We start from the raw sequence: 20,808 nt of genomic DNA on the forward strand, positions 1-20,808 counted from the left end.
ATTTAATGATTCATCCATAAGAATAATATCCATAAAATTCCTACGACTAACCATGGGATAATACAGATATTTTACCGAATCAGAATAGTGTACTGACATAATGTCACAAAAAAAGTCAATTTATTCCCCCCTTTCCAGGGACAATCCCGCCATAATGATAACCAAATATCAGAAGAGTCATGGTAGTGAGCGGGATGATATTACTATATGATTATATATCAGTTTTGATTTATAATGATTTTAAAACTTTAAACTGTTGATTATAAAGAGGTATTATGAAGCGCTTACTCCATACCATGATCCGCGTTGGTGACCTGCAACGCTCTATCGATTTTTACACCAAGGTATTAGGGATGCGTTTACTGCGTACCAGCGAAAACACGGAGTATAAATACTCGCTGGCTTTCGTCGGTTATAGCGATGAAAGTGAAGGTTCAGTGATTGAACTGACCTATAACTGGGACGTGAGCAGTTACGACATGGGGACTGCATTTGGTCACCTGGCGCTGGGCGTGGATGATGTTGCCGCTACCTGCGATCAAATTCGTCAGGCTGGTGGGAATGTGACCCGTGAAGCCGGCCCGGTAAAAGGCGGTAATACTATTATTGCTTTTGTCGAAGATCCCGACGGTTACAAAATCGAGTTAATCGAGAATAAGAGCGCCGGACACGGCCTTGGCAACTGATTAGCGCAAAGGCACCTAAGGTGCCTTTTTTCTCATCGCGATATCCCCCTGCATCCCGCGCTAAAATTTGACATAATGCGCGCTGAATTCGATGAAGATAAGAAACTGATGGCAGATAAAAGTGATCTTAACGCCCTAAGTGGCCGTTTTCGTGGGTATTACCCCGTTGTAATTGATGTGGAAACCGCCGGTTTTAATGCGCAAACCGATGCATTATTAGAAATTGCTGCCGTGACCTTGCAGATGAACAAGGATGGTTGGTTATTACCCGATGAAACGCTGCATTTCCATGTAGAACCCTTTGAGGGTGCCAATCTGCAACCAGAAGCACTGGCATTTAATGGCATTGACCCGACCAACCCTTTGCGTGGTGCTGTGAGTGAATACGATGCTTTGCATGCCATCTTTAAAGCCGTGCGTAAAGGGCTGAAAGATCAAGGCTGTAACCGAGCTATTATCGTGGCACACAACGCCAATTTTGATCACAGCTTCGTGATGGCTGCTGCTGAACGCGCCAGTTTGAAACGTAACCCGTTCCACCCATTTGCAACCTTTGATACTGCGGCGCTCAGTGGGCTGGTGCTAGGGCAAACTGTGCTGGCGAAAGCCTGCCTGACGGCAGGTATTCCGTTTGATAGTAGTCAGGCGCACTCCGCATTGTATGACACCATGCAAACGGCAAAATTATTCTGTGAACTGGTTAACCGCTGGAAAAAACTGGGTGGCTGGCCTATACCGGCGGGGGAATCCGAATAGCGCAGTGTTCATGAGAGAAGATTGTTCATGAGAGAAGACGCAACAATTTTACGTTCAAAAAAAGGTGGCTCAAAGGCCACCTTTTTATTTTTGTCACCGAAAACACACATGCCCTATTCTGCGGCAGGCTTTTCTTCTTGTGCACGGTATTTGTCAGCGGTTTCTTTCAACAACTGTTGTAGTTCGCCACGCTGATACATTTCCATCAGAATGTCACAACCGCCGACCAATTCACCATCAACCCACAATTGTGGGAAGGTTGGCCAGTTAGCATATTTTGGCAGTTCCGCACGAATATCCGGGTTTTGCAGGATATCAACATAAGCAAAGCGTTCGCCACAGGCAGACAGCGCCTGCACAGCCTGAGCCGAGAAACCGCAGTTAGGTAACTTTGGTGAACCCTTCATATAAAGCAGGATTGGGTTTTCTGCTATCTGGCGCTGGATTTTATCAATCGTCGTCATTTCTTGCTTCCTCAAGCCATATAGTGGCTACAATACTTAGAACCTATCCATTAGGGCTGTTTTATTATTGCGTCCGGCCTATTGTAGCGACTGTTACCACTGGAATAAAACGCCATCTTTTGCAGGGGCTTTACTCCGTGGACGAATGGTTATATTGTCAGCTACAAATATGTGCATTTAGAATAACATTTTTGATCCCATCACTTCACTATTATCTTCTTTATGGGATTGCCCTGCGGCTTCAAGTAGGAAAGAGATAACTCGTTGACGTATGGTTGATTTAAGTCCATTAGACGTGTGAAAAAGCGACAATATCTAAGCCATTAATGTTTTCTCACAATATCGATTAAGATCCTGTCGCTCTCTGCTTTTTTATATCGTGAGTTTCGGCAATACTGTGACTCTTCATATTCATCTCAGGGCAAGGTTGGTAGCGTTATTATGCGTTTAATATTTACGCTGTTTGTGCTGCTGTTTACCCAGCTATTTTTAAATCTGGCGCATGCGTCGCCGCAGGCTCATGTGTCTGCTGAGCAGAAGAAAGGACAGGTCAGCCAGGCCAGCCCTGATGATCGTAAAAAACGTAAAGCAGATAAAAGTACCAAAAAAGTAAAAGTAGCCAGCAATAAAACCCCTACCAACAAAGTGACTACCAACAAAACAGCAACCAGCAGCGATAAAAAGAAAATTGCCGCCGGCACGACTAAAACCATTAAAAAGAAAACGCAGGAAGTCAGTAAAATCGCTACAAAAAAAACCAGCAATCCGAAAAAAACCAATATTAAAACTGCAGCCAATAAAAAAGTGGCCGCAGGTAAAAAAACAGAAAAAGTCGCTTATGGCCGACACAGAAATAAAAGCCAAGGCAAAGCGGCTACCGAATTAGTCGCCAATAGTAAAATCAAGCTCAGTCCAGCGCATAAAAAACGCTANCAACACGCCAAACAGACCGCGATGAGCAAACTGATGAAGCAAGTCGGTAAACCTTATCGTTGGGGTGGCACCTCTCCTAATACCGGATTTGATTGCAGCGGGCTTATCTATTACGCCTATAAAGACGTGATCAGAATAAAAATGCCGCGTACCGCGAACGAGATGTATCACTTGCGTGACGCCGCCCCCGTCAAACGCGCTGAGCTGGAGAGTGGGGATTTAGTGTTCTTCAATATTGCCAACCGTGGCGTCGCCGACCATGTAGGCGTCTATCTGGGTAACGGTAAGTTCATTCAGTCCCCACGCACTGGCGAAGAAATTCGTATCAGTATGCTGGACAATGACTACTGGCAGGATCATTACGTTGGCGCACGCCGTGTGGTCACCCCGAAAACCATCCGCTAAGACTTCAGTCTGCGCCCGGTGGTCTCACCGGGTGCTGATGGCACAATAACGCCCCTGCACTTATTATCCCCATGGCATAACGTTGATACAATCACCCATCAAACAGTGTGGTTATATCTGTCATTCTTGTTGAAAGTTGTTAAGATTAATACCCACAACAAAAATACAACAATTAAGCTTTAACCGCTCTTCGCCACCTCACTGCCCGTGGCAATTGATGTGATTTGAGGAGCAAACACCCTGAGCAACCCCGAAAGGAGAGAGCTATGTCTTTTGAATTACCGGCATTACCCTATGCGCAAAATGCGCTAGAGCCCCACATCTCAGCTGAAACGCTGGAATACCACTACGGCAAGCATCACAACACCTATGTGGTTAATCTCAATAACTTGATTAAAGACACTGAGTTTGCGGGTAAGACGCTGGAAGAGATTGTAAAAACCTCTAATGGCGGGATCTTTAATAATGCGGCCCAAGTCTGGAACCACACCTTCTACTGGCACTGCCTGTCACCTAACGGCGGCGGCGAACCTACGGGCAAAGTTGCCGATGCCATTAATCAATCATTTGGTTCTTTTGCTGAATTTAAAGCGCAATTTACTGATGCGGCAGTAAAAAACTTTGGTGCGGGCTGGACCTGGCTGGTTAAAAAAGCAGATGGCACACTGGCGATTGTCAGTACGTCTAATGCAGCAACTCCACTGACCACCAACGATAAACCGGTGTTAACCGTAGATGTGTGGGAACATGCTTACTATATTGATTACCGCAATGCGCGGCCAAAATACCTGGAAAACTTCTGGGCACTGGTTAACTGGTCTTTCGTTGAGAAAAATTTAGCCTGATACGGCAAGAAGAGTGACAATCCATCGTCGCATTACGCGTAAAAATAATTAAGGGCGGGGTTAACCCGCCCTACTTATCACTTCACACCGGCAAGCGGTTTAATTAATTCATTACCGCCACGAAGCTAAAGACAATAATCATCGCCAGCGCACCAACAGTCGTAATCAGCGACATTTTCAGATTGGTATCCATAAAAACTCCTTAGCCGGTTAGTTTGTAGTAGAGAAAAGGCACATAGTTAGTGTGTTAAATTATTTTCCCACAGTTCAGAAAAAAAATCTTGTGCTCATTACGCACTTTATAACTTTGATTACCCCTTTCACTTTTCCTCCAGATCAGCCAAAATTCGCAGTTCATAACTGCATACCGACTAATAACGTCCAATAAATACTCTCAGACAATCAGCTGATTTAACTTCCCAGCCTAATATCGTGTTTTTGTCTGAGCGGTTTTCGGGTTATGCAGGCAAACGATTAACATAATACTTACCCTACTGTAACCGGTAAGCTTAGGAGTCATTCTTTTTATGGCAACGATTAAAGATGTGGCCAAACACGCGGGTGTGTCCACCACCACCGTTTCGCACGTTATCAACAAAACTCGTTTCGTCGCCGAGAATACCAAGGCTGCGGTGTGGGCTGCCATTAAAGAACTGCATTATTCACCCAGCGCTGTAGCCCGCAGTTTGAAAGTTAATCACACTAAATCAATTGGTTTACTGGCAACATCCNGCGAAGCGCCCTATTTTGCCGAAGTGATCGAAGCGGTCGAAAATAGTTGTTATAGCAAAGGTTATACCCTGATTTTATGTAATTCTCATAATAATCTGGACAAGCAAAAAGCTTATCTGGCGATGTTGGCACAAAAACGTGTCGATGGGTTGCTGGTGATGTGTTCAGAATATCCTGAGCAGCTACTCGGGATGTTGGAAGAATATCGCAATATCCCAATGGTCGTCATGGATTGGGGAACCGCTCGGGGTGATTTTACTGACTCGATTATTGATAACGCCTTTGAAGGTGGCTATTTGGCGGGCCGTTACCTGATTGAGCGCGGTCATCGTGACATTGGGGCTATCCCCGGCCAGTTAGCCCGTAATACCGGTGGTGGCCGCCACCAGGGGTTCCTGAAAGCACTAGAAGAAGCAAATATTACCCTGCGTGATGAGTGGGTAGTCCAAGGGGATTTTGAACCGGAATCCGGTTATAAAGCGATGCATCAAATCCTGACACAAAAACATCGCCCAACGGCGGTGTTCTGTGGCGGCGATATTATGGCCATGGGCGCGATATGTGCTGCTGATGAGTTGGGCCTACGGGTACCACAAGATATTTCGGTGATCGGGTATGATAATGTGCGTAATGCGCGCTATTTCTCGCCGGCGCTAACCACTATTCACCAGCCCAAAGAGCGCCTGGGCGAAACGGCCTTTGCCATGTTACTTGACCGTATTGTCAGCAAACGTGAAGATTCGCAGACCATTGAGGTACACCCTAAACTGATTGAGCGTCGTTCTGTCGCTGATGGTCCGTTCCTCGATTATCGCCGTTAATCCTCTCCTGCCGGTAGTGTTTAGCTCTACCGGCGGCTAATCTTGCCTCATTAATTCTCAGTCATTGATTGATAACTCACTGTCATCTTTCAACCATTCGGCATTAAGTGTGACACTGTCACCTAGATATTCCAGCAGCCAGGCCAATGCTGGTGAATGGTTGTTCTGCTCCCAGGTCAAGCAACATGGACTATCGGGCAACGGTTCAGCCAGCGTCAGTGCCGCTAGCTTCCCTTGCTCAATCAACGGCGATACCATGTGTGCCGGCACCATCCCGATGCACAATCCTGCACACAAGCAATCGATTCCCGTTGCCCAGTCCGGGGCGACCAATCGCTGCTGGTTTGCTAAAGTCCAGGTGTCACGTTTAGGTAAATTACGAGCGGTATCTTCCAGGCAAAGTGAGGGATAAGGCCGTAACTGATTATCGCTAAGTGGCTCGGTTAATTGGGCTAAAGGATGATCGACACTCACTACACAATGCCAGCTTAAAAAGCCCATGTCGCGAAAGATGAACCGCCCACCAACCGGGATCGCGCGGGTCGCACCAATGGCCATTTCCGCCTGTCCATCCACCAGCGCATCCCACACACCGTTGAATACTTCATAGCGTACCCGCAGTTCAATATCAGGAAAATGTCGATAAAAATCCAACACTAAGCGGCGACTACGCTGTGGTTTAACAATTTTATCTATCACTATATTTAACTGCCCACGCCAACCATTCGCCACCTGTTGACACTGACGGCGTGTGTCATTCATTTTTTTGATAACATCGCGCGCATCTTTAATAAAAACCACGCCAGCTTCGGTTAATTCCACATCGCGATGACGTCGTTCAAACAGCGGAACGGCCAGCCACTCTTCCAATTGGCGCACCGTATAACTAATCGCAGACGGTACGCGGTGCAATTCTTGAGCAGCAGCACTGAAACTCCCAGTACGGGCTACTGCGTCCACCACATCCAGTGAATATTCAGACCACATGATTTTTCACCTTTTTACATCACTAATTTGCTATCAAATTTTTTAACAGCATGGTGCAAATATTACCGTTTCACAACAGAATATCGCAGCGGATAGAATGCCCTCCGCAATTAATTTTCTATAACAGAAGTTTTGCCTGCAAAAATTATAATTTAGCCAACGTCATTGGAGCCGCTGCTAACACCTCTGCGGTTTCAAGGACCAAGGATATAAAGAGAAATAAAGAATGAAAACGTCGTCTGGTTTTATGTTCTATCTGGCCGGTCTGAGTATGTTGGGCTATTTGGCCACTGACATGTATCTGCCCGCTTTTGGCGCAATGCAACAAGAGCTTCAAACGTCTGCCGGCGCCATCAGTGCCAGCTTAAGTATCTTCCTCGCCGGTTTTGCTATCGCTCAGCTTATCTGGGGACCCGTATCGGATAAGTTAGGCCGTAAACCGGTACTGTTAGCCGGTTTGGCGTTATTTGCCATCGGTTGTCTGGGGATCTTATGGGTTGAAAATGCGACACAATTATTGGTCCTCCGCTTTATTCAGGCGGTAGGGGTGTGTTCTGCTGCTGTAAGTTGGCAGGCGTTAGTGGTAGACCGTTATCGCGATGGCAAGGCCAATCGCGTGTTTGCCACCATTATGCCGCTCGTAGCACTCTCTCCCGCGTTAGCTCCGCTGCTGGGTGCCTGGTTATTAAACCACTTCAGTTGGCGTTCAATTTTTGTAGTGCTACTGGCCGTTACGTTGCTGCTATTGATCCCAACGGCGCGGTTGAACGAACGCAAAAAAACCGCACAAGATAATGCGGCACGCAATAGCACCAACATCAGTTTCTGGCAGTTGCTTAAGTCGGCAACATTCAGTGGCAACGTAATGATGTTTGCTGCCTGTAGTGCCGGTTTCTTTGCCTGGTTAACCGGTTCACCTTTTATTCTGGGTGATATGGGCTATAGCCCGAATGTCATCGGATTAAGTTATGTCCCCCAGACCCTGGCCTTCCTGTTAGGTGGATTTGGTTGTCGCAGTGCTCTTTCCCGGATCAAGGGCAATACCTTGCTGCCGTGGCTGTTGGCGGGATATGCAATCAGCATGATTGCACTTTATCTGATAGCAACGTTAACCACGCCGACGCTGCTGACCTTACTTATTCCATTCTGCATAATGGCGCTGGTGAATGGTGCCTGCTACCCTATTATCGTAGCGAATGCATTAATGCCTTTTCCAGCGAACACCGGTAAAGCAGCCGCGCTACAAAATACGCTTCAGCTCGGGTTATGTTTTGTTGCCAGTATGTTGGTATCGGCCTATATCAGCCAGCCATTGCTGGCAACAGTGACCGTGATGTTGTCGACCGTGGTGCTGGCGTTTTTAGGATATGGCATTCATTGCTACGCATTGCGAAAAGAAAAAAATGATACTAATTCGATGCCCAACGTCATCGGTGTCACAGCAAAGCAACAAGCGAATGAACCACGATGAGCCTGGATAAGGAATGATTCGGGTCGGAAATCGATTTGAACGCTGCAAGCGGCGGCCTGATAGAGGCAAGACCCAAGGATGGGCTAAGTAACGAGAGCCGCTAACACAGCGGTAGCGTCAAGGTCGGAGTGAATTAATTTCCAATAGAAATAGTCACTAAGGAACACGTGAGCCGGGTGTGATTTATTATTGAGAAAGCCTCCCGGCAAGCCTATACTCGATTTAACCGATTACGATATCATTAAAAAAAAGCATTATCTTAAGTACTTTCTGTGCGCGTGGATTGCGTCACATTTACGCTTATGGATGAGTTACCCTAAATCAATCTTTATTAGGGTTTCTTCTTAATCTTCCTCTGTCCGTTATGGATATTAGACACCAAGGTCACGACAACCTTATTGGTATGTATCTGCATGTATCGCGGGTCATAAGTCAGAAGAAAGTGATGGAGAAGCTATGAGTTCATCCTGTATAGAAGACCAGAGTATTCAAGAAACCCCTTGGTTTCGCATTGTACAAGAAATGCTGAATCGGGCTGATATTGAAATCAATGGCTCACGCCCTTTCGACATTCGAGTCAATAACCCAGACTTTTTCAAACGAATACTTCAAGAAGGATCTTTGGCATTAGGTGAGAGTTATATGGACGGCTGGTGGGAATGTGACCGCTTGGATATCTTTTTCCAACGGGTTCTCAGGGCTGGCCTGGAAAATCAACTTCCACACCATCTCAAAGATACTTTACGCATTGCTGCTGCGCGTATTATTAATTTGCAATCAAAGAAAAGAGCCTGGATTGTTGGCAAAGAACATTACGATCTGGGTAATGATCTGTTTAGCCTAATGCTGGATTCGAATATGCAATACTCATGCGCTTACTGGAAAGATGCCACGACCCTTGAGCAAGCGCAGGAAAATAAACTGCGGATGATCTGCGAAAAACTTCAATTGGCTCCGGGCATGACATTGCTCGATATCGGTTGTGGCTGGGGGGGCCTCGCCGCCTATGCCGCCCGGCATTACGGGGTCGTCGTTTCCGGTGTGACCATTTCGGCTGAACAACAAAAACTGGCACAAAAACGCTGTGAAGGCTTAGACGTCACTATTTTATTGCAAGACTACCGTGATCTGAACGAACAGTTCGATCGTATCGTTTCTGTCGGTATGTTCGAGCATGTCGGGCCAAAGAACTATCACACCTATTTTGATGTCGTAAACCGCAATTTGAAGCCAGATGGCCTGTTCTTACTGCACACCATCGGTGCTAATCGTACCGATCTGAGTATCGATCCGTGGATTAATAAATATATCTTCCCTAATGGCTGCCTGCCGTCAGTAAAACATATTGCTAACGCCAGTGAGCCTTATTTCATTATGGAAGATTGGCACAATTTTGGCGCTGATTATGATCGCACCCTGATGGCGTGGTATGAACGTTTTCAAACCGCTTGGCCGAGCCTGGCTGCGAATTACTCGTCACGATTTGAGCGGATGTTTAGCTATTATCTCAATGCCTGTGCGGGTGCTTTCCGCGCCAGAGACATCCAACTGTGGCAAGTATTATTCAGCCCTAACGGGGTCGAGGGTGGGATTCGCGTGCCGCGTTAATACTTAAAAAGGACAGGTGAACTGCCTGTCCTATCCTATCCTATTTACGTTAAACCCACATTTATCCGCGAGTGACCTTATCAACTACCGGCGTAGCGGATACAGTTTCCCGCTGAGCCAATACCCGCTCAACCGTGTCCACCACCGCCTGGGTTTGTGGATCGATCTCGATATTTACCCGATGTCCCAAACGCTTTTTACCTAATGTGGTCCGCGACAGTGTTTCTGGTATCAGATGTACACAGAAGCGGTTCCTCTCAACCTCACCAATAGTTAGGCTGATACCATCAATACCGATAAAACCTTTGTGTAACACATACTTCATTAAATCAAAGCTGGGCATACGAAACCAGATCTGGCGATTATTTTCTGATGTGTATATTTTGGTAATCTCAGCAGTACAAATAATATGGCCGGACATGAGATGTCCACCGATTTCATCACTGAATTTAGCCGCACGTTCCAAATTAACGCTATCACCAACCTTAATATCGCCCAAATTGGTAATACGCAGTGTCTCCTTCATTAAATCAAAGCTAACCCGATTACCCTCAACGGCGGTGACTGTCAGACAGCAACCATTGTGGGCAACAGAAGCGCCTAACGCTAATTCAGGCAACATCTCCGCTGGCATGTCGACTACATGGGTGCGGAAATTTGATTTTTCTTCGATGGCAACCACCGGCGCGGTGCCTTGAACAATACCGGTAAACATACGCCATGCCTCTTATCTATAGAAAGAAAGTTTCTTTGCCTTGATTTTGCCTCAGAAGATAAGGAAAACCAAACCACTTACACTAAAAAAACAGATAAGAGGTATTTAGCTGATAATTAGTAACAAAGATTGCTTAAGCGCGATGAGCAGGTACAATCCTTTATTGTTTTTCCGCTATTTTATTTATCGCCCATGGCGCGATAAATAGTCGTTATTGAAATCATAACTAGGTTATACCCAAGTTACTTCGAGATACAGGTAGGCGGCAACCGCGTGAACCTCCAGCAGCTTAGATAACTAAGTGTCTGGAGTGAGCAAGGGCAGCCAACACCCCTGTATATTGAAGGGCGACAGGTAGAGAAAGGTGCATACGTGCAGAAGTATATCGTCGAAGCGCGTAGCTTATTGGCTCTCGCTATTCCCGTTGTCATCGCGCAATTATCTCAAACCGCCATGGGCGTGGTTGACACCATTATGGCCGGTTCTGTCAGTGCTACTGATATGGCTGCCGTGGCGGTAGGTACTTCTATCTGGTTACCGGCTATTTTATTTGGCCATGGTTTGTTGTTGGCACTAACCCCGACAGTTGCACAGCTCAACGGTTCCGGGCGTCGCAATCAAATTGCCCATCAAGTCAGGCAAGGGTTTTGGTTGGCGCTTTGCGTTTCACTGCTAATTATGTTTGTTCTATATAATAGCGACCACGTTATTATGCAAATGCATAATATTGACCCCGTGCTAGCAGATAAAGCCGTTGGCTTCCTGCATGCCATTATGTGGGGTGCGCCGGGCTATCTCTTCTTCCAGGTGCTACGTAATCAATGTGAAGGTTTATCCAAAACCAAGCCGGGGATGGTTATCGGCTTTATTGGTTTGCTCGTGAATATTCCGGTTAACTATATTTTCATCTACGGGAAATTCGGTGCTCCGGCATTGGGTGGCGTCGGGTGCGGGGTGGCAACAGGCACAGTCTACTGGGTGATGTTCCTGATGATGCGCTGGTATGTCACCCGCGCTCGTTCACAGCAAGATATCAAACTGGAGAAAGGGTTCGCCGCACCGGACTGGCAAGTAATGAAACGCTTGGGTGGCCTTGGCCTGCCGGTTGCTCTGGCACTCTTCTTTGAAGTGACGCTGTTCGCGGTTGTCGCCTTACTGGTTTCGCCCCTGGGCATTGTCGCTGTTGCCGGGCACCAAATTGCGCTCAACTTTAGTTCATTAATGTTTATGTTACCGATGTCGCTGAGCGTAGCAGCTACCATTCGTGTTGGTTTCCGCCTCGGTCAAGGCTCGGTAGAACAAGCGAGAGTGGCCGCTTATACCAGTATTGCCGTGGGTTTAATGCTGGCCTGTGTCACTGCGGTATTTACCGTTATTTTCCGCGAGCATATTGCCTTGCTGTACAACAAAACACCGGCAGTGGTAATGATGGCCTCGCACTTGATGTTGCTGGCCGCTATTTACCAGCTATCGGATGCGATTCAAGTGATCGGTAGCGGTGTGCTACGTGGTTATAAGGATACACGTTCGATCTTCTTTATTACCTTTACTGCCTATTGGTTACTGGGGTTACCGAGTGGTTACGTGCTGGGGCTGACCGATTATATCGTGCCCGCCATGGGGCCAAGTGGTTTCTGGATTGGGTTCGTTATTGGCTTAACTTCTGCGGCGATTTTAATGGCACTGCGCATCCGCTGGTTACAAAAACAACCAGCAGCATTTATCCTGCAAAAGGCGGCGCATTAGTACCGATAGTCTCTGGCGTGACGGGCAGAATTCATATTGGCGAGTCGCGACTGCGTAAAACACCGAGGTGGAGAAAAAAACAGCGCAATGGGCAAAAGCGCAGCAATTACGTGAGTTTGCGGTGAATATTGTGTTTTTCCCCTTGCCAGCAGACGGGCAGCTCGTTAATATTCGTCCCCGCTGTCAGCATTGATGGTGAGTAATAAAAGAGGATGCGTCCGTAGCTCAGTTGGTTAGAGCACCACCTTGACATGGTGGGGGTCGATGGTTCGAGTCCATTCGGACGCACCAAATTTATTGCATGTAGCTTGCGTTAAATATTTTGTTAGTTCAGTCGCCAGGGTAGTAGTCGTTGCAGTTGGTAACACTGTAGCGTCAAGTCAGTCGGGTAATGTGCGTCCGTAGCTCAGTTGGTTAGAGCACCACCTTGACATGGTGGGGGTCGATGGTTCGAGTCCATTCGGACGCACCACTCTGGCAACAGGTTTATCATCTTTAGATGCGTTCTTAGCTCAGTTGGTTAGAGCACCACCTTGACATGGTGGGGGTCGATGGTTCGAGTCCATTAGAACGCACCACTCTGCATTTGCGGTTTACTCTCTGTTTTCTTAATCTTCCCAATACTCTTTTACCCCCCTATCTCCTGCAATATATAACCGAGATAAAGCAATAAATATCAACCAATCGCCCTGCCACCTCCTGCTTGTTTTTCAACCCTGGATTGGCTAAAAATGTTAAAAATCACACCAGTTGCGCAACAAACTAAGAAATATTCGCAATACTTGCGCGACTAATTCCCCCTTTTTATAAAAAACGGCAATGAGTTTCTGTTTTCTATTTCATTTCCCGTTACTTACCGCTTATAATACGAACCGTCGTTTCAGTTGAATGGTTTCAGCATCTTGATCTGCCGATACGCTAAAAAAATACAACTCACATTTACGCCATCGTATACCGATCATGCGGTTAGCCTCGTGCTAAAGTTTTCCGCTCAACTTCCGCAACTGTCATCTATCCTTAGTAATGTTTTGCTTCTTTGTAACGTTTCGCTACACCAGACACTAATCAGATCCCACTCCGTTGATCTCATTAACGGAACTTTCGTTTTTAATCCATCACAACTTGTAGAAAAATCCTCATGAACATGAACGACAAAAAGACTAAAATTGTTTGTACTATCGGTCCCAAAACCGAATCTGAAGAAATGCTGACAAAACTGCTTGATGCCGGCATGAACGTTATGCGTTTGAACTTTTCTCATGGTGACTATGAAGAACATGGTCAACGTATCAAGAATATTCGTGCTGTCATGGCAAAAACCGGCCACAAAGCTGGCATCCTGCTGGACACAAAAGGCCCTGAAATCCGCACCATGAAACTGGAAGGCGGCAAAGATGCAGCCCTGGTTGCCGGTCAAACTTTCACCTTTACCACGGATCAAAGTGTTATCGGTAACGACAATATCGTTGCTGTGACTTATCCCGGTTTTGCTGCTGACCTGAAAATTGGTAATACCGTGCTGGTTGACGATGGTCTGATCGGCATGGAAGTGACTGAAGTCACTGAAAGCACCGTGGTATGTAAAGTACTGAACAACGGTGATCTGGGTGAAAACAAAGGCGTTAACCTGCCAGGCGTTTCTATCCAGCTACCTGCATTGGCTGAAAAAGATAAAGCTGACCTGATCTTTGGTTGTGAGCAAGGTGTGGACTTCGTTGCAGCCTCGTTTATCCGTAAACGTTCAGACGTGCTGGAAATTCGCGAACACCTGAAAGCGCACGGTGGCGAGCATATCCAAATCATCTCTAAAATCGAAAACCAGGAAGGTCTGAATAACTTCGACGAAATCCTGGAAGCATCTGACGGTATCATGGTTGCCCGTGGTGACCTGGGTGTTGAGATCCCGGTTGAAGAAGTTATCTTCGCGCAGAAGATGATGATTGAGAAATGTAACCGCGCTCGCAAAGTTGTTATCACTGCAACGCAAATGCTCGATTCAATGATCAAAAACCCACGCCCTACCCGTGCAGAAGCTGGCGACGTTGCTAACGCCATTCTGGACGGTACAGACGCCGTGATGCTGTCGGGTGAAAGCGCCAAGGGTAAGTACCCATTAGAGTCTGTCACCATCATGGCGACCATCTGTGAGCGTACAGACCGAATTATGCCTAGCCGCATTGATACGCTGAATGATAATCGTAAAATGCGTATCACCGAAGCCGTTTGCCGTGGCGCGGTAGAAACAGCAGAAAAGCTGGAAGCAAAACTGATTATCGTTGCCACTGGCGGCGGTAAATCAGCAAAATCAGTGCGTAAATACTTCCCTACCGCCACCATTCTGGCATTGACCACCAATGAAACCACCGCACGTCAGCTTATTCTGACTAAAGGCGTGGTGACTCAACTGGTCGATAAGATCGCTTCAACTGATGATTTCTACCGCATCGGTAAAGAAGCTGCTTTGGCCAGCGGTCTGGCACTGAAAGGCGAAGTTGTGGTTATGGTTTCTGGTGCTCTGGTGGCAAGTGGCACCACCAATACTGCTTCGGTGCACGTGTTATAATCCCAACACGTCCTCTCGGATGATAATTAAAAACGCCGCTTTCAATAGCGGCGTTTCCTTTTTTAAACCGTCCAAATAAACTTTCTGAAAAATCTGCTTTATCCCAACTGCGTTAAAGCCATTTTTTCAAATAAGACTTATCTCATAGAATCCGGCTGTTTTGCCTCGTTTTTTTAACTTTTTTTTAAAACAAGGTGCTTCTTTGAGCGAACGATCAAAATAAACCCCTCTAACACTAAAAATTTATTCTCTTTCGAAAAAACTTTGTGTAATACTTGTAACGCTACATGGAGATTAACTTAATCTAGAGGGTGTTAATAATGAATCGTACTAAACTTGTACTGGGCGCGGTAATCCTGGCTTCAACTATGCTGGCTGGTTGTTCAAGCAATGCTAAAATCGACCAACTGTCTTCTGACGTTCAAACTCTGAACGCTAAAGTTGACCAACTGAGCAACGACGTGAACGCAATCCGTTCTGACGTTCAAGCAGCTAAAGACGATGCAGCACGTGCTAACCAACGTCTGGACAACCAAGCTCACGCTTACAAGAAGTAATATTACTTCCTGAAAATGAAAAATGGCGCACATTGTGCGCCATTTTTTTTACCCCGCTAAAATGAATCCCTGACGTTACCTTCCTTGATATCGACCTTCCTTTGCTACTACTCGCCATATCATCCTGCGGTTGCTGCTACACGCTTTGCCACGACGGATAAGTTGCCATGGCAAAGGTGCATCTAAAACTTAATTAGCGGCGGAGTAGACCGGACCTGGCTGAACCAGCTTAGGTGCGGCTTCATCAGCCGGTTGCTGCGGTTGTGCCTGTTGCTCGCCCTGAGGCGCTACAGCGGCCGGAGCCTCTACAGGGGCAGTCTCACCTACCGTTACGATGACGGGCATGCCAGCGCGGCGTACAATCGCATCCTGGACCACTTGAGCATCAGTCTGGCTGTCACTCATAAACTTCAGTAGGCTGCTGCTAATCGCAATTGGCATCGTTTGTGGGTCATCACTGTCTACACGGGACAACGGCTGATGAACTTCCACATAACGTTTACCATCAGGTTCTACGGAATATTTAACCGGTTCGTTGACTATCTGTACGCGAGTACCTTTAGGTACTGAGCTGAATAGTGCCTTGATATCATCAGGACGTAAACGGATACACCCGGAGCTGACACGCATACCGATACCAAAGTTGGCATTAGTACCGTGGATCAAGTACTCACCGCCGCCGGCTGACAGACGCATAGCAAACAGGCCCATTGGGTTTTCCGGCCCTGCTGGAACAACTGATGGCAAGGTAACGCCTTGTGCCAGGTAGTGCTTACGGATGTTCGCAGTCGGTGTCCAGGTCGGATTCGGGATCTTCTGGCTAACAGACGTCGTCATCGTCGGAGTATTACGCCCTAACTGGCCGATACCGATAGGATATACGATGACCTTGTTCTGGCCTTTAGGGTAGTAATAAAGACGCAGCTCAGCCAGGTTGATGACGATACCTTCACGTGGGGTATCAGGCAGCAACATCTGGGTCGGGATAGTTAATACTGAACCCGGTAACGGCAAATACGGGTCAGCACCTGGGTTGGCTTCGAGCATCCCCAGCAAACCGATTTTATAATCGGCAGCAATAGCCTCAAGCGGACGGCCATCGTTTGGAACGGTATAGGTAGTATTTTCACCAATCAGACGGCTATTGGCTGGCGGTAGAGGATACTCGGTCGCATTGGCAGCGGTGATACTTCCCGCCATACAAGTTGCGAATAACATACCAATCAAAGTTAATGCACGTTTCATGCTTAGTTCCTACATCACTTCTTCAAATTCGGTTTACACGGCTATACCCGATAGATTTCAAGTTGCAGGAAGGCGGCAAACAAATGAATCCCGCTGAGCTTACGCAAGTAAGTGATTCGGGGGGATGAGAGCAGCCAACACACCAGCAGTTTGAAAGATGACGGGTATATCTACGTTAATTCTAGCAGCCAATTATAAGGCCAACATATAGTAACAGCCATTATTATAAAGGCAATTTATATCTCTAGAAATCAAGGTGTTACAAAGTAATTTATTATGCTTTATCCAGCAAGAAAGCCGATTTAACCTGCTGAAATTCCACCATTTTAAGACTGTGACCCATGACGCAAAAATGGTCAGCCACCGAGGAATAAAGCACAAAATGTTGGCATGAATTAGTGAGCTTTTAAACTTGCCGCTTTAATGCGAATAGCACGGATCATCGCTTCCAGACCTTGCGAACGCGATGGTGTCAGGTGCTGACTCAGGGCTAAGTCGGCAAAAAATGGCCGAACATCCAATTCGATTATCTGTTGTGGCGTTAAACCTTGATAAAGGATAAACACCACCGCGACCAACCCTTTAACGATAGCCGCATCACTGTCACCAGCAAAAACCACCTGGCCCTCATCAGAGATTGTCATGGCAATCCACACCTGGCTTTGGCAACCGGAAATAAGATTCTCCGGCTGGCGCTGTTGTTCCGTTAACGCTGCCAACTGCCCACCTAACTCGATCACATACAGATACTTTTCTTCCCAATTCAAACAACGGGAAAAGTTACGAATCAATTTATCTTTATCTGGCAAAACAGCCATAGCGTGCTTCCTGATACCCTTTGTACTTGATGTCGCAGGAGATTAAGACCCACTGCCCCGCCAAATTACACGAACGTGTAAGCTCATTGGCATTAATGAGTTTCATCCTACGGCATCAATAATGTGGTAATAGTTGATTTTAGGTACGGCGCTTATTAATAGCACTCAACCTAGTAATTTTTCAATGCGCTGTAGCCCTGCCACCAAGCGATCGACTTCCTCACGGGTATTATAAAGTGCTAATGAGGCACGACACATACTCGGGACCTGGTAGAACGCCATCAGAGGCATGGCACAATGATGACCAGTACGAATCGCGATACCGTATTGGTCAAGGAAACTGCCAACATCATACGCGTGGTGCACCCCTAAATTAAACGCGATAACCCCGGCACGGGCTTGCGGGCCATAAAGTGTCAGGCTGTTTACCTGACCCAGTTGTTTCAAGGCATACTGCATCAGCGACTGCTCATAGTGCTGGATCTGCGCAAGTCCAAGATCAGTAACATAACTGATAGCCGCACCCAGTCCCATAATGCCTGCGGTATTGGGTGAACCGGCCTCGAAACGCCACGGCGCATCAGCAAAAGTGGTACCTTGCGTCAGGCTAACGGTTTTGATCATCGAACCGCCCCCTTCCCATGGTGGCATGTGTTGTAGCAGTTCACTCTTGCCGTATAAAATACCAATGCCCGACGGTCCATAAAGTTTATGGCCGGAGAAGACATAAAAATCACAATCCAATGCCTGCACATCTATCGATTGATGCATGATAGCCTGCGCACCATCCACCAGCACCACCAGACCAGCAGCTTTAGCCTGAGCAACAATCTGCTGTATGGGATTCACGGTCCCCAATACGTTGGAAACCTGAGTAATCGCCAACAACCGGGTGGTGTCATCAATTAAGTCCGCCAATGCCGCTAACTCAAGTTCCCCGGTCGCCGTCAGCGGCCAGATACGAATTTCAACACCCAAGTCAGTTGCTAACATCTGCCACGGCACAATATTGGCGTGATGCTCCATCTCAGTGATGATGATGCTGTCACCGGCGCTCAGGAAATGACGGCCATAACTGTTAGCCACCAGGTTGATGGCCTCGGTGGTCCCTTTAACAAAAACAATCTCTTCAGCCGAGGCGGCATTAATAAAACCTGCAACCTGGCTGCGCACCGCTTCCATCTGTTGGGTCGCTTCGCTACTTAGGGTATGGATACCACGATGGACTGCGGCATAACCCTCACGATAAAAGTTAAGCTCCCTGTCGATGACCACTTGTGGCTTCTGTGCGCTGGCGGCGCTGTCCAGATAGGCCAGCGGCTGGCCGTTAACCTGACGGCTCAGCAGTGGAAAATCAGCTCTGACCTGTTCGATAGGGAAACTCATAGCGATTCTCCGGCTAAGCGCTCAGCAATCCGCGCCAGCACCACTTTGCGAATGGCGTCGCTGTGAATGGCTTCCGTCAATTCGGCGGCAAAGGCAAAAATAATCATCTGTTGCGCATCAGCCTGATTAATCCCGCGCGATTGCAGATAAAAAAGCTGTTCTGCATCAATGCGCCCAACCGTCGCACCATGACTGCATTTCACATCATCGGCATAAATTTCTAACTGTGGCTTGGTATCAACTTCAGCCAATTTACTCAACAGTAAATTATTGTTGGTCATCTGGCCGTCAGTTTTTAATGCATGTTGAGCCACTTTAATCATGCCGTTAAAGATAGCTTTACCCCGTTCACGCACAATGGTTTTGTGTAACTGGCGGCTTTCACAATAACCCTTATTGTGCTCCAGATAGCTGCGGGTATCGCAGATTTCGCGCCCTATCGGGAGCAGCAAGCTATTAATAGATAACGTGGCACCTTCGCCGTTCAGCTGGGCGCTGGTATTATGACGGGTCAACCCGGCCCCCAGCAGGAAACTATAACTACGCGCCCGCGCATCACGACTTAATACCAGATCATTATGGGCAAAGTGATAGCTGTGAGGGGTTTCAAATGCCAATTTACAATGGCGCAGTTCAGCATTATCACCTACCGCAATGGTAAGCCGTGCGCCGGTAAAGTGAGGGTGCTCACTCAGACTAACGAAATGTTCAATCACTTCAGCCTGTGCATTAGCTTCAATCACCAGATGGTGTCGGTAGTGACTGGTATTCACCACGTCAGAATCATTGCCTGAGCTGATATGCAGCAGATAAAGCGGCTTCTCACTGTGTTTCCCCACCGGCAATCGGATATGCAGACTTTCCTGCGCCAGACTTTCCGTCAGATGCAAAAACACCTCAGATTGGATCGCCGGAGGAAACTGCGTATTTCCACTCAGGTTGGTCAGTTGATAAGGGCCACACTCAATATCACTGAGTTCAGGTGCATATCGGCCATCAATAAAGACTAAACGATGAGCATCTTGCACCAACGACAGTTCATCGCGTTGGCTAGCCGTCACCTGCGCAGGGCTGGCGAAACTGAAATTATTGACCAGCAAACGTTCCAGTGGCGTGTATTTCCAGTCTTCATGTTTAAAGCTCGGGAAGCCCAACTGCAACACCTGTTGCCAGTGCGCACTAGCCTGTGTTGAATGGCCACTCTGGCGCTGATTAAACAGTTGACCGAAGTGCTTGAGCGCATCAGCACGCTGTTTTTGTTGCAGATGCTGCTGTTCCAGCATTTTACTGTTGGTCGGTAAGCCAGCCATAGCCTTGCTCCTCCAACTGTTTTACCAATGTGAAATCACCTGACTTAATGATCCGCCCCTGATACAGCACATGCACAAAGTCGGGTTTTACATAATCAAGGATACGCTGATAGTGAGTCACAATAATAAATGCACGGTTTTCGTTACGTAGCGAGTTAACCCCGTTAGCGACAATTTTCAGCGCATCAATATCCAGCCCAGAGTCGGTTTCATCCAGAATACATAACGAGGGTTCCAGTGCCGCCATTTGCAGAATATCGTTACGTTTCTTTTCGCCGCCGGAGAAGCCCACATTAACCGAACGGGTCAACAAATCAGCCGGCATCTTCAGTAACTCAATTTTTTCTTCAATAAAATCAGCGAAATCAAAGCGGTCCAATGGCTCTTGCTGGCGATATTTACGCACCGCATTGACGGCAGTTTGCAAGAAGAAATGGTTACTGACACCCGGAATTTCCACCGGGTACTGAAAAGCCAAAAATACGCCTTCACCCGCGCGATCCTCTGGGTCCAACTCCAGCAGGTCTTTCCCTTTAAAGGTTATATGCCCCTCGGTCACCTCATACTCTTCACGCCCCGCCAACGCGGCAGATAATGTACTTTTCCCTGAGCCGTTTGGCCCCATGATGGCGTGCACTTCACCGGGTTTGATCTCCAGATCCAAACCTTTGAGGATTTCATTACCTTCAACACTGACTTTTAAATTCTTAATGCTTAACATAGGGTTCCTTGGTGCGCCAGAGCGCAAAACTCTGCGAAT

19 protein-coding genes and 3 tRNA genes are annotated in these 20,808 nt (G+C 47.2%); 13 read left to right on the top strand and 9 right to left on the bottom strand.

All coding sequences use genetic code 11. The annotated features are described in order from the left end of the window. Window positions 1–275 precede the first annotated feature (275 nt). Window positions 276–686, top strand: a complete 411-nt coding sequence (gloA, locus tag V1952_RS08310; protein ID WP_420071993.1) for a lactoylglutathione lyase — start codon at window positions 276–278, stop codon at window positions 684–686. 75 nt (window positions 687–761) lie between these two features. Next, window positions 762–1,442 carry a ribonuclease T gene (rnt, locus tag V1952_RS08315; RefSeq protein ID WP_193784653.1) on the top strand — a complete coding sequence of 227 codons (681 nt, stop codon included), beginning with the start codon at window positions 762–764 and terminating at the stop codon, window positions 1,440–1,442. A 113-nt stretch (window positions 1,443–1,555) separates the two neighbouring features. Here rnt and V1952_RS08320 read toward each other — a convergent pair whose 3' ends face one another. Beyond that, entirely contained in the window at window positions 1,556–1,906 is a 351-nt protein-coding gene (locus tag V1952_RS08320) for a Grx4 family monothiol glutaredoxin (RefSeq protein WP_083158738.1), read from the bottom strand. Between the two features lie 441 nt (window positions 1,907–2,347). Here V1952_RS08320 and V1952_RS08325 point away from each other — a divergent pair, with 441 nt between their 5' ends. Further along, window positions 2,348–3,244, top strand: coding sequence for a C40 family peptidase (locus V1952_RS08325; RefSeq protein ID WP_420074597.1), 897 nt, complete (start codon window positions 2,348–2,350; stop codon window positions 3,242–3,244). Window positions 3,245–3,510: 266 nt separating this feature from the next. Then, window positions 3,511–4,089 (top strand): superoxide dismutase [Fe], encoded by a 579-nt coding sequence (gene sodB / locus V1952_RS08330; protein ID WP_372559117.1) that lies wholly within the window; start codon window positions 3,511–3,513, stop codon window positions 4,087–4,089. Window positions 4,090–4,192: 103 nt separating this feature from the next. Here the strand turns inward: sodB and V1952_RS08335 are convergent, their stop codons facing one another. Then, on the bottom strand, window positions 4,193–4,282 hold the full coding sequence (locus V1952_RS08335) for a YnhF family membrane protein (RefSeq protein ID WP_019079325.1): 90 nt from the start codon (window positions 4,280–4,282) through the stop codon (window positions 4,193–4,195). Between the two features lie 334 nt (window positions 4,283–4,616). Here V1952_RS08335 and purR point away from each other — a divergent pair, with 334 nt between their 5' ends. Next, a complete protein-coding gene (purR, locus tag V1952_RS08340) occupies window positions 4,617–5,642 on the top strand; it encodes an HTH-type transcriptional repressor PurR (RefSeq protein ID WP_420074598.1) in 1,026 nt (341 codons plus the stop codon). A gap of 57 nt (window positions 5,643–5,699) precedes the next feature. Here the strand turns inward: purR and punR are convergent, their stop codons facing one another. Further along, entirely contained in the window at window positions 5,700–6,629 is a 930-nt protein-coding gene (punR, locus tag V1952_RS08345; RefSeq protein WP_372559118.1) for a DNA-binding transcriptional activator PunR, read from the bottom strand. Between the two features lie 226 nt (window positions 6,630–6,855). Between punR and punC the strand changes: the two genes are divergently transcribed. Both punC and cfa read left to right on the top strand, forming a co-directional pair. Then, window positions 6,856–8,100 carry a purine nucleoside transporter PunC gene (punC, locus tag V1952_RS08350; protein WP_420074599.1) on the top strand — a complete coding sequence of 415 codons (1,245 nt, stop codon included), beginning with the start codon at window positions 6,856–6,858 and terminating at the stop codon, window positions 8,098–8,100. Window positions 8,101–8,556: 456 nt separating this feature from the next. Further along, complete coding sequence (gene cfa / locus V1952_RS08355) at window positions 8,557–9,708, top strand: cyclopropane fatty acyl phospholipid synthase (protein ID WP_420074600.1); 1,152 nt, start codon at window positions 8,557–8,559, stop codon at window positions 9,706–9,708. Between the two features lie 61 nt (window positions 9,709–9,769). On the opposite strand, the gene V1952_RS08360 is transcribed toward cfa, so the two are convergent. Next, on the bottom strand, window positions 9,770–10,423 hold the full coding sequence (locus tag V1952_RS08360; RefSeq protein WP_420074601.1) for a riboflavin synthase subunit alpha: 654 nt from the start codon (window positions 10,421–10,423) through the stop codon (window positions 9,770–9,772). Between the two features lie 372 nt (window positions 10,424–10,795). Here V1952_RS08360 and V1952_RS08365 point away from each other — a divergent pair, with 372 nt between their 5' ends. The 6 genes from V1952_RS08365 (at window position 10,796) to V1952_RS08390 (ending at window position 15,289) form a co-directional block, all read left to right on the top strand. Further along, entirely contained in the window at window positions 10,796–12,169 is a 1,374-nt protein-coding gene (locus tag V1952_RS08365; RefSeq protein ID WP_372559122.1) for an MATE family efflux transporter, read from the top strand. 214 nt (window positions 12,170–12,383) lie between these two features. Next, window positions 12,384–12,460, top strand: a tRNA-Val gene (locus V1952_RS08370). Between the two features lie 104 nt (window positions 12,461–12,564). After that, window positions 12,565–12,641 (top strand) — tRNA-Val (locus V1952_RS08375). A 29-nt stretch (window positions 12,642–12,670) separates the two neighbouring features. Continuing rightward, window positions 12,671–12,747 (top strand) — tRNA-Val (locus V1952_RS08380). 566 nt (window positions 12,748–13,313) lie between these two features. Next, window positions 13,314–14,732 (top strand): pyruvate kinase PykF, encoded by a 1,419-nt coding sequence (gene pykF, locus V1952_RS08385; protein ID WP_372559909.1) that lies wholly within the window; start codon window positions 13,314–13,316, stop codon window positions 14,730–14,732. A 320-nt stretch (window positions 14,733–15,052) separates the two neighbouring features. Then, window positions 15,053–15,289, top strand: coding sequence for a major outer membrane lipoprotein (locus V1952_RS08390; protein WP_005165631.1), 237 nt, complete (start codon window positions 15,053–15,055; stop codon window positions 15,287–15,289). A 189-nt stretch (window positions 15,290–15,478) separates the two neighbouring features. Here V1952_RS08390 and V1952_RS08395 read toward each other — a convergent pair whose 3' ends face one another. From V1952_RS08395 to sufC, 5 genes are all read right to left on the bottom strand, one after another. Next, complete coding sequence (locus V1952_RS08395) at window positions 15,479–16,534, bottom strand: L,D-transpeptidase family protein (protein ID WP_420074602.1); 1,056 nt, start codon at window positions 16,532–16,534, stop codon at window positions 15,479–15,481. A gap of 395 nt (window positions 16,535–16,929) precedes the next feature. Further along, entirely contained in the window at window positions 16,930–17,352 is a 423-nt protein-coding gene (gene sufE, locus V1952_RS08400) for a cysteine desulfuration protein SufE (protein ID WP_420071785.1), read from the bottom strand. Between the two features lie 165 nt (window positions 17,353–17,517). Continuing rightward, the gene (gene sufS, locus V1952_RS08405) at window positions 17,518–18,738 is read right to left on the bottom strand and encodes a cysteine desulfurase SufS (protein ID WP_420071786.1); all 1,221 of its coding nucleotides are present in this window, start codon (window positions 18,736–18,738) and stop codon (window positions 17,518–17,520) included. Further along, window positions 18,735–20,048: a Fe-S cluster assembly protein SufD gene (gene sufD / locus V1952_RS08410; protein ID WP_372559126.1), complete on the bottom strand. Its 1,314-nt coding sequence runs from the start codon at window positions 20,046–20,048 to the stop codon at window positions 18,735–18,737. Before sufD ends, sufS begins: the two co-directional genes overlap by 4 nt. After that, on the bottom strand, window positions 20,023–20,769 hold the full coding sequence (gene sufC / locus V1952_RS08415) for a Fe-S cluster assembly ATPase SufC (protein WP_083158725.1): 747 nt from the start codon (window positions 20,767–20,769) through the stop codon (window positions 20,023–20,025). The genes sufD and sufC overlap by 26 nt, the downstream gene beginning before the upstream one ends. Window positions 20,770–20,808 lie beyond the last annotated feature (39 nt).

Origin of the sequence: Yersinia sp. 2542 StPb PI (assembly GCF_048593855.1) — a bacterium.
Taxonomy (GTDB): Bacteria; Pseudomonadota; Gammaproteobacteria; order Enterobacterales; family Enterobacteriaceae; genus Yersinia; species Yersinia enterocolitica_E.

Excerpts from the sequence above, each read along its gene's own strand:
- pykF (WP_372559909.1), top strand. The coding sequence starts at position 13,314 with ATGAACGACAAAAAGACTAAAATTGTTTGTACTATCGGTCCCAAAACC.
- gloA (WP_420071993.1), top strand. The coding sequence starts at position 276 with ATGAAGCGCTTACTCCATACCATGATCCGCGTTGGTGACCTGCAACGC.
- V1952_RS08320 (WP_083158738.1), bottom strand. The coding sequence starts at position 1,906 with ATGACGACGATTGATAAAATCCAGCGCCAGATAGCAGAAAACCCAATC.
- sufE (WP_420071785.1), bottom strand. The coding sequence starts at position 17,352 with ATGGCTGTTTTGCCAGATAAAGATAAATTGATTCGTAACTTTTCCCGT.
- rnt (WP_193784653.1), top strand. The coding sequence starts at position 762 with ATGCGCGCTGAATTCGATGAAGATAAGAAACTGATGGCAGATAAAAGT.
- sufC (WP_083158725.1), bottom strand. The coding sequence starts at position 20,769 with ATGTTAAGCATTAAGAATTTAAAAGTCAGTGTTGAAGGTAATGAAATC.
- cfa (WP_420074600.1), top strand. The coding sequence starts at position 8,557 with ATGAGTTCATCCTGTATAGAAGACCAGAGTATTCAAGAAACCCCTTGG.
- punR (WP_372559118.1), bottom strand. The coding sequence starts at position 6,629 with ATGTGGTCTGAATATTCACTGGATGTGGTGGACGCAGTAGCCCGTACT.
- sufS (WP_420071786.1), bottom strand. The coding sequence starts at position 18,738 with ATGAGTTTCCCTATCGAACAGGTCAGAGCTGATTTTCCACTGCTGAGC.
- V1952_RS08395 (WP_420074602.1), bottom strand. The coding sequence starts at position 16,534 with ATGAAACGTGCATTAACTTTGATTGGTATGTTATTCGCAACTTGTATG.
- V1952_RS08390 (WP_005165631.1), top strand. The coding sequence starts at position 15,053 with ATGAATCGTACTAAACTTGTACTGGGCGCGGTAATCCTGGCTTCAACT.
- V1952_RS08360 (WP_420074601.1), bottom strand. The coding sequence starts at position 10,423 with ATGTTTACCGGTATTGTTCAAGGCACCGCGCCGGTGGTTGCCATCGAA.
- sufD (WP_372559126.1), bottom strand. The coding sequence starts at position 20,048 with ATGGCTGGCTTACCGACCAACAGTAAAATGCTGGAACAGCAGCATCTG.
- V1952_RS08335 (WP_019079325.1), bottom strand. The coding sequence starts at position 4,282 with ATGGATACCAATCTGAAAATGTCGCTGATTACGACTGTTGGTGCGCTG.
- punC (WP_420074599.1), top strand. The coding sequence starts at position 6,856 with ATGAAAACGTCGTCTGGTTTTATGTTCTATCTGGCCGGTCTGAGTATG.
- sodB (WP_372559117.1), top strand. The coding sequence starts at position 3,511 with ATGTCTTTTGAATTACCGGCATTACCCTATGCGCAAAATGCGCTAGAG.